Source organism: Pseudomonas sp. CM25 (genome assembly GCF_013179705.1).
Classification (GTDB): Bacteria; Pseudomonadota; Gammaproteobacteria; order Pseudomonadales; family Pseudomonadaceae; genus Aquipseudomonas.
In genome coordinates this window covers 1-6,868 of the sequence record NZ_JABMCW010000293.1, presented here as the reverse complement: position 1 = coordinate 6,868, position 6,868 = coordinate 1, and the positions used below count along the sequence as shown (strand labels likewise).

General features: G+C 58.6%; 5 protein-coding genes. All 5 read right to left on the bottom strand.

Annotated features, from left to right (window positions below):
* Window positions 1-336 (bottom strand): DUF1302 domain-containing protein (locus tag HP546_RS23355; protein ID WP_172230097.1); only part of this gene is annotated, 336 nt, incomplete at its 3' end.
* Between the two features lie 89 nt (window positions 337-425).
* Window positions 426-1,316, bottom strand: a complete 891-nt coding sequence (locus HP546_RS23350) for an alpha/beta hydrolase (RefSeq protein WP_218584592.1) — start codon at window positions 1,314-1,316, stop codon at window positions 426-428.
* Window positions 1,313-2,551, bottom strand: a complete 1,239-nt coding sequence (locus HP546_RS23345) for an amidohydrolase family protein (RefSeq protein ID WP_172230091.1) — start codon at window positions 2,549-2,551, stop codon at window positions 1,313-1,315. Before HP546_RS23345 ends, HP546_RS23350 begins: the two co-directional genes overlap by 4 nt.
* Window positions 2,552-2,570: 19 nt before the next feature.
* On the bottom strand, window positions 2,571-5,021 hold the full coding sequence (locus tag HP546_RS23340) for an RND family transporter (protein ID WP_172230074.1): 2,451 nt from the start codon (window positions 5,019-5,021) through the stop codon (window positions 2,571-2,573).
* Window positions 5,018-6,094, bottom strand: a complete 1,077-nt coding sequence (locus HP546_RS23335) for a YCF48-related protein (protein WP_172230071.1) — start codon at window positions 6,092-6,094, stop codon at window positions 5,018-5,020. Before HP546_RS23335 ends, HP546_RS23340 begins: the two co-directional genes overlap by 4 nt.
* Window positions 6,095-6,868: the final 774 nt, after the last annotated feature.

Here is a 6,868-nt window from a genome sequence, read left to right as displayed (position 1 = left end):
ACCACTCAGCCGAAGTCCATAGTTCTGGTACTTCGCATCAAACTCGGAAAAGATATCGAGCCGTTTTTGGATCAACGATCCCTTATCGAAGTTATTATCGCCGTCATTCTGATTGGGCGACGCCGGCGCAACCGATGAAAGCTCGGCTTTGCGATCTTCGAGTCGCCATCCAACGCTGTATTTGACGGTATTATCCCAACGAACCGACAAGTCGGGAGTGCTCGTATCAAATTGAAAGGCATTTGCCTGAGTAGTGCCGAATAGCGCCAATGTGATTGCGACTTTCAGGGAACGCGGGCAAGCAGAACCCGTAGGCTTAAACTTTGAAGTCTTCATCCCATTACCTTTTTAATTATTAGTTATCGAACCGCTCACCTCGCCAAGGCGACAACCTATGACATCTCTTCCGTACGACAACCTCGAAATTAAGCGCCGCGCTCACAAACACGACGAACAAAGTTAACGATGGGCCCGCTCACTGAACCATCGGCGGTTCCAAAACTGTATCCCTGAGAAAAGTGATTATGCTGCGAAACTACCAAGAGGTCTGGCGAAAAACCATGTTTGCTGACCAACCGTGCAAACAACTCTCCAGCCTGTACCTGCATCTGGATCAAATCTTGCTCGGTGTAACTAATCAACAAGGGAAACGGTTCGGCACTGACGTTATCGACCGTACTGGCCCTGTCCCATAGCGACTTGTCGGTTCCGAAGTAAGGCTCGTTCCGTGGGTCCGGAGTCGCTATGCCGAATTGGGCGTGAGCCATGCCCTCCAGACGGACGTTATAAGGGCCAGACAGAAGTATCGCGCCGCGAATACGCCAAGCGTTGGGTTGCAACTCGCTACGCAGCGCGGCGGCAGCAACGTGAGCGGCCCCCGCAGACTCGCCCATCAAAACCACGCCCTCGGGGTTACCGCCGTAAGCGGCGCCGTGTTCCTGCACCCAGCGCCATACCCCCACCACATCCTCTGGGCCGCAAGGCCAATGGCTTTCAGGTGCCAGCCGATAGTTGGGCAATACGGTAACGAACCCCTGTTGCGCCAGATGCCAGCCTATATTGGCCCGATGCTCTTTGTTGCCGCGCACGAACCCGCCGCCGTGCATGAACACCACCACGGGCCACCCCTGTTTGGGTGGCGTCTGCTCGGGCTGATAAACGTCAAGCCGATGCCGGGCATGTTCGCCATAGATCAGGTCCACATGGCAGCGCACGCCACTGCGGTCCTGCTCAGCGAGCAACGGCTCGTAGAGCGCCGCGACGGCTGGCAAGTCGTTGCCCACTTCGCGCAAGCGCCCGGCCAGCGTGTCCGTCATGCCCATGCTTGCTGCCCCAGTCCTTTGTGGAAATTCCCGTCCTTCATGATGGCTAACAGACGATTCTTGTCCTGCAGAATGCGCACATCTTCGGTCGGGTCACCATCGACGAGCAGCAAATCGGCCAGATATCCCTGGCGTAGCTGGCCCAGCTCATGCCCCATCCCCATGATCTCTCCACCCAGGGCAGTGGCCGCATGCAGCACTTCACCCGGGGTATAGCCAAAATGGCGAATCCAGAGTTCGAGGTCCCACGCGTTCCGTCCGTTGGGGTTGAACGGGAAACCGTAATCGCCGCCAATCAGCAGCCTCAAGCCGCGCTTGCGCAGTTTTGGTATGAGTGCCTTTTGGGTTTCCAAGACAATGGCCGCATCTTCTTTCATGTGGCTCATGTCGAAGTGCGGTGGCGGAACGGCATCCAACGCAGCCTGGACGATGCCGATGGTCGGCGCAATGAAGATTTCATCTTTCTTCGACTCGAGCAGGTCGAGCGCCTCTTCGTCGGCATAGGTACAGTGGTACAACACCCGAAAACCTGCGCGCACACCCAGTTTCACGGCCTCGGCTGCGTGCGCATGGCCCGTCAGCCAGACACTGGATTCGCGCGCTTGCTCACCGGCTGCCATCAGCTCTTCCTCGGTATAAAGCAGCTCATGGGAAGCACCAGGTTTGAGCGCGCTCTCCCCCGAGATGAGAAACTTCACGGCCTTGGCGCCGATCGCCGCACAGTCCTTGACGAAAGCGCGCATACCGTCGGGGCCAATCTGCTGTTGTTCGACCTTGCCGGGATCCAATTCAGTTTCGTTTGGCGGCTCGCGCTCGACCGACGAAGGAATCAAACGCGGCCCCGGCATGCCGCCGCTCTGAATATGCTCGTTGAGCTTGATTTCCAGCGTCTTGCTGAGCGCACCGGCCGAATAGACACTGGTGAAGCCGTGGTCGAGGAGAACTCGAGCGTTTCTGGCCGTCGTCAGCGCCAACTCCTCCGGCGGTAGGTACATGCCAGGGACGAATTTTTCGACGGACGTCGGCCAGGTCAGATGACCGTGCGCCTCGGTCATGCCAGGCATCAGAACGCGGTGCTGACAATCGATGATACGAGCGTCGCTACGCGAGACTGCGGCAGGCGCAGCGGTCACCTCAACGATGCGATTGCCTTCGACTCGCAGTTCGCCTGCGAATGGAGGCTTGCCGCTGCCGTCAAAAATCTGGGCATTGATGAAAACTGTATTCATCGGATGTCTTCCTTTCTTGTTATGTCCGAACACAAGGAGCTGTGTAGTTGGCGTCTGCGCCGGCACAGGTTGGTGGCGCGGCGCTCTTGATTGCGGCCTGGCGGCGCGCAGGATCGAGAAGGAAATGTGCGAGTGCAGGTATCAGAATCAGGGCGCCGAGCATATTCCACACGAACATGAAGGCGAGCAAGAGGCCCATGTCTACCTGGAATTTGATCGGGCTGAATACCCAGGTAACCACCCCGACAGCCAGGGTCAGGCCAGTCAACATCACTACCTTGCCGGTGAATAGCAGCGCACTGTAGTAGGCTTCCGACAAGCTCTTGCCCCCACGGATCTGCGCGAGTGTGACCGAGAGAATGTAGAGCGCGTAATCGATGCCGATGCCCACGCCCAGAGCGATCACTGGGAGCGTGGCGACCTTCACCCCCATGCCCAGCCCGACCATGAGTGCCTCTGCCAGGATCGACGTCAGTACCAGCGGCAGCACGGCGACCACCACTGCGCGCCAGGAGCGGAAGGTGATGAAGCAGAGCACCACGACAGCGCCGTAAACCAAGAACAGCATCTGCCGCCAGGCGTCCTTGACGACGATGTTGGTTGCGGCCTCGATACCAGCCGAGCCAGCCGCCAGCAGGAACTGCACGTCGGCGGTATTGTTCTCCCGAGCGAAGGCCTCGACGTGATTGACCACCTGGGTCAGCGTGTCGGCCTTGTGATCGCGCAGGTAGACGTACACCGTCAGCAAATCGCAACTCTCGTTGTAGAGCCCGCGGGGGGCGCGGCCGGTGACCGTGTTGAGTACCTGTTGGTTGGGCACGAAGGCGCCCCACTTCACATTTGCCTCGTTCAGGCTGGACAGCAGACGCCGGTTGAGCAGCGCCAGGCTGTTGGTGCTCTCCACCCCATCAAGCTGGCGTAGCTCCCATTCCAGAACATCGACCTTGTTCAGCGTTTCGTATTGGGCACACTGCCCCGCTGGTACCTTGACCATCACCGCCAACACATCGCTCGAGGCGCCATACTCGGCGTTCATGAATGCCATGTCGCGGTTATAACGGCTGTCCGGACGCAGCTCGGGGGCACCCGGATCCAAGTCGCCGATCTTAAGATGGGCGCTGATCGCCATGCCGCCGATACCCATGACAATACCGACCAGTACTGCCACACTGGCCCAACGCCGACGAGTGAAGCAATCCAGCCAGGCCCAGAGCACGGGCTTCTTCGCGCCGGCCTGCACGTCCATCTCGGCACGTAGGCTACGGCGCGCAGCTTTGGCACTGACACCCGTATAGGACAGCAATATGGGCAGCAGGATCAGATTGGTGAAAATCAATACGGCAACGCCAATCGATGCGGCGATCGCCAGCTCGCGGATGACCTGGATATCAATCGTCAGCAGCACGGCAAAGCCAACAGCGTCTGCCACGAGCGCAGTCAAGCCGGCGAGAAACAGGCGGCGGAAGGTGAAACGCGCTGCGACCAACCGATCCAGCCCCCGCCCCACGTCTTGCATGATGCCGTTCATCTTCTGAGCACCGTGGCTCATGCCGATGGCGAACACCAGAAATGGGACCAGAATCGAGTAGGGGTCGAGCCGATAGCCAAGCGTCGGCAACAAACCAAGCTGCCAGACCACCGCGATCAGCGAGGCCGTCACGACCAGCAGCGTCGACCGAATGCAGCGGGTGAACCAGAACACCATTGCCGCCGCGATGACCACCGCTAGGGCAAAGAAGGCGAGTACGGCGCGGACCCCCTCGATCAAGTCACCCATGATCTTGCCGAACCCGGTCACATGAATGCGCACGCCCTCGGCCTCGTACTTGCTGCGCAGTGCTTCCAGCGCTTGGGAGAAGGCGGCATAGTCCAGGGGTTTGCCCTCGGCCGTCACTTCCAGCAGAGGCACGTATATCACCGACGAGGTGGAGTCACGGGCGACGAGCTGGCCAATCTGCCCAGAGCGCTGCACATTGGCCTCCACTTGACGAAGGCTGGCAGCGCTGCCGTCATAATCCTGCGGCATCACCGGCCCACCTTCGAGGCCATCTTCGGTCACCCCGAACCAGCGCGTACCACTGGTCCATATCGAGCGCATGAAGGCCCGATCCACGCCCGGCAAAAGGAACAGCTCGTCATTCAACTTGCGCAGCGTTTCCAGGTAGCGCTTGTCGTAGATGTCTCCATCAGGGTTGGCCACAGCCACTCGCACCGCATTGCCCAATCCGGTGAGCTCATTTTTGTACTGCAGGTAATTCTTGATGTAGAGGTGCTGTGTCGGAATAGTTTTTTCAAAGCTGGCATTCAACTGCAGCTTGGTTGCCTGCCACCCGAGAAGTAGCGTGATCAACGCACACACTAGAACGATCAGCATCCGGTTATTGAAAAGCAGGCGTTCGATCAACGAGCCACTGCTGGGGTCGAAATGCACGGCGTCCAATGGCGTCGTGTTTGGCCCTGAGATGTTCATTGTTTGACTCCTTGAACCGCGGCAGGCACCGACACCACCCCTGAAAGCGAAAGACCCAGCGCGGCGCCGCTGTCGAGAATCAGCAGATCATTCAGCGGCCGAAGCCGGTTGTTGGTCAGTTCGAGGCGATTGTCGTCGAGCTTGAAGAGCATGCCGGCAGCATTCGCCAACCACACCGCCCCAGCGGCGTCCACCACTGCACAGTTGAAATTGGCGGTGACGTTTCCAGGCACCTCTAGGTTAAGCCAGTGCGCAGCGCCATCTCGGCTATGGAAAGCATTGCCGCGCAAGCCAGCCACGACGATGTCGCCACTGGGCGGTAGTGCAACCGCGAAGAAGCTACCCTCGTAGGGCACGCTCAACGTGCTGAAAGACTTACCGGCGTCGGTGGAGCGCAGCACCAGGCCCTGCTCGGCCGCAATCACGATCTCATCGCCACGCCCGGCCAGCGCATAGAGATGAAGCGATCCGGGATTGTCGAAACGATCTGCGATGGAAAACCAGGTTTTACCCCCGTCTTCGGTGGCAAAGGCCAGGCCATAGGCACCGATGATCATTCCGCGCTGGACATCCTGGAACAGGACATCCAGGAAGGGCTTGTCAGCACCATCGGCCACCAGCCTCTCGGCACTTCTCAGGGCCCGTTCATTTCCGCTGCGCTTGGCAGCCTCGACCATCAACCGAGCCGCTTGAACTCCATCGAGTTGTTTGCTCCAGGTCTCCCCACCATCCTCGGTAGCCAACACCACGCCAGAGTGACCAACCGCCCAGCCATGACGTTCGTCGACGAAGCTGAGGGCGGTCAGTTCCGTACTGACCGGAACCGGTGCCTGACGCCAGGAGGCGCCCTGATCATCCGAGATGATGATCACACCATGCTCACCGACGGCAACGATTCGCGATCCTGCACGTTCCATATCGATCAACGCCACATGCTCGGGGGCTTTGACCATCAGCGCCGCACGACTGAGAGCCGGTACGACAGGGGCCGCGAGTGTCGAATCCGCCAGCACCGTGAGCGCAGCAAGCACGCCGAAGCCACAGATGAACCGCATTGCACAGACTGACTTCATACGAAGGCCCCCGCTTCCCTCGTCGATACCGCCAGCTCGTGAGCTGTGAGGATCGCACCAAGGGTGTAGTCGGGTGCCCCAGGATGTGGAGCGTTAACACTTGCATGAGGGCTGAAGTCAGCCCTGCACGGGAATGAGGCGAACACATCGCCTATCTGGCGGGTCCGAAATGCTGGGCCAAAGGCATGGTACCCAGGCAGTTGGATCAGAACCCTGGACTTCTGTTTGCTAGGACAGTCAGAAGGGCACGCCAGCGCGTCATTGAGATGACACATCTGCTCTCTCCGGTGGTGGTCTTATCAGTCGCTCACCGTTACGGCAGTGGCGACATTCTTATTACTCCGTCGGTAGGCAGAGTCTCTGCGCTGGCTGATAATAAGACAAATGGATTTCGTGTATAAACAGAATCCACCACATGGATACGAGGGCGCAGCTCAACCGCTACCGAGCGAGCGTAGCCTCGGGGCCTTAGCTATCCAATTGATTTATTGGGCAATTATAATTGGCAGGTCCGACGTGTGTGCCCGATCCCATGTGGGTAGTCATGTCGAGAGGGCTAGAACCGCGGTTGACGTCGCCAATGAGCTGAATGATTCTGATGCGCCTGAAAGGGCCCGCTCTTCAGCACGACCAGACATCTAACAAGACATCCGTCCAAGCGATGCACAAGGTTAGCCAAGCCTAAATATGATCTCTAAATCGAAGCATTTCGGGCACGTCAGTGCATACGCCCTGGTTGTCCTACTGGTGGCTATTTCGTTCAATACTCTGGCA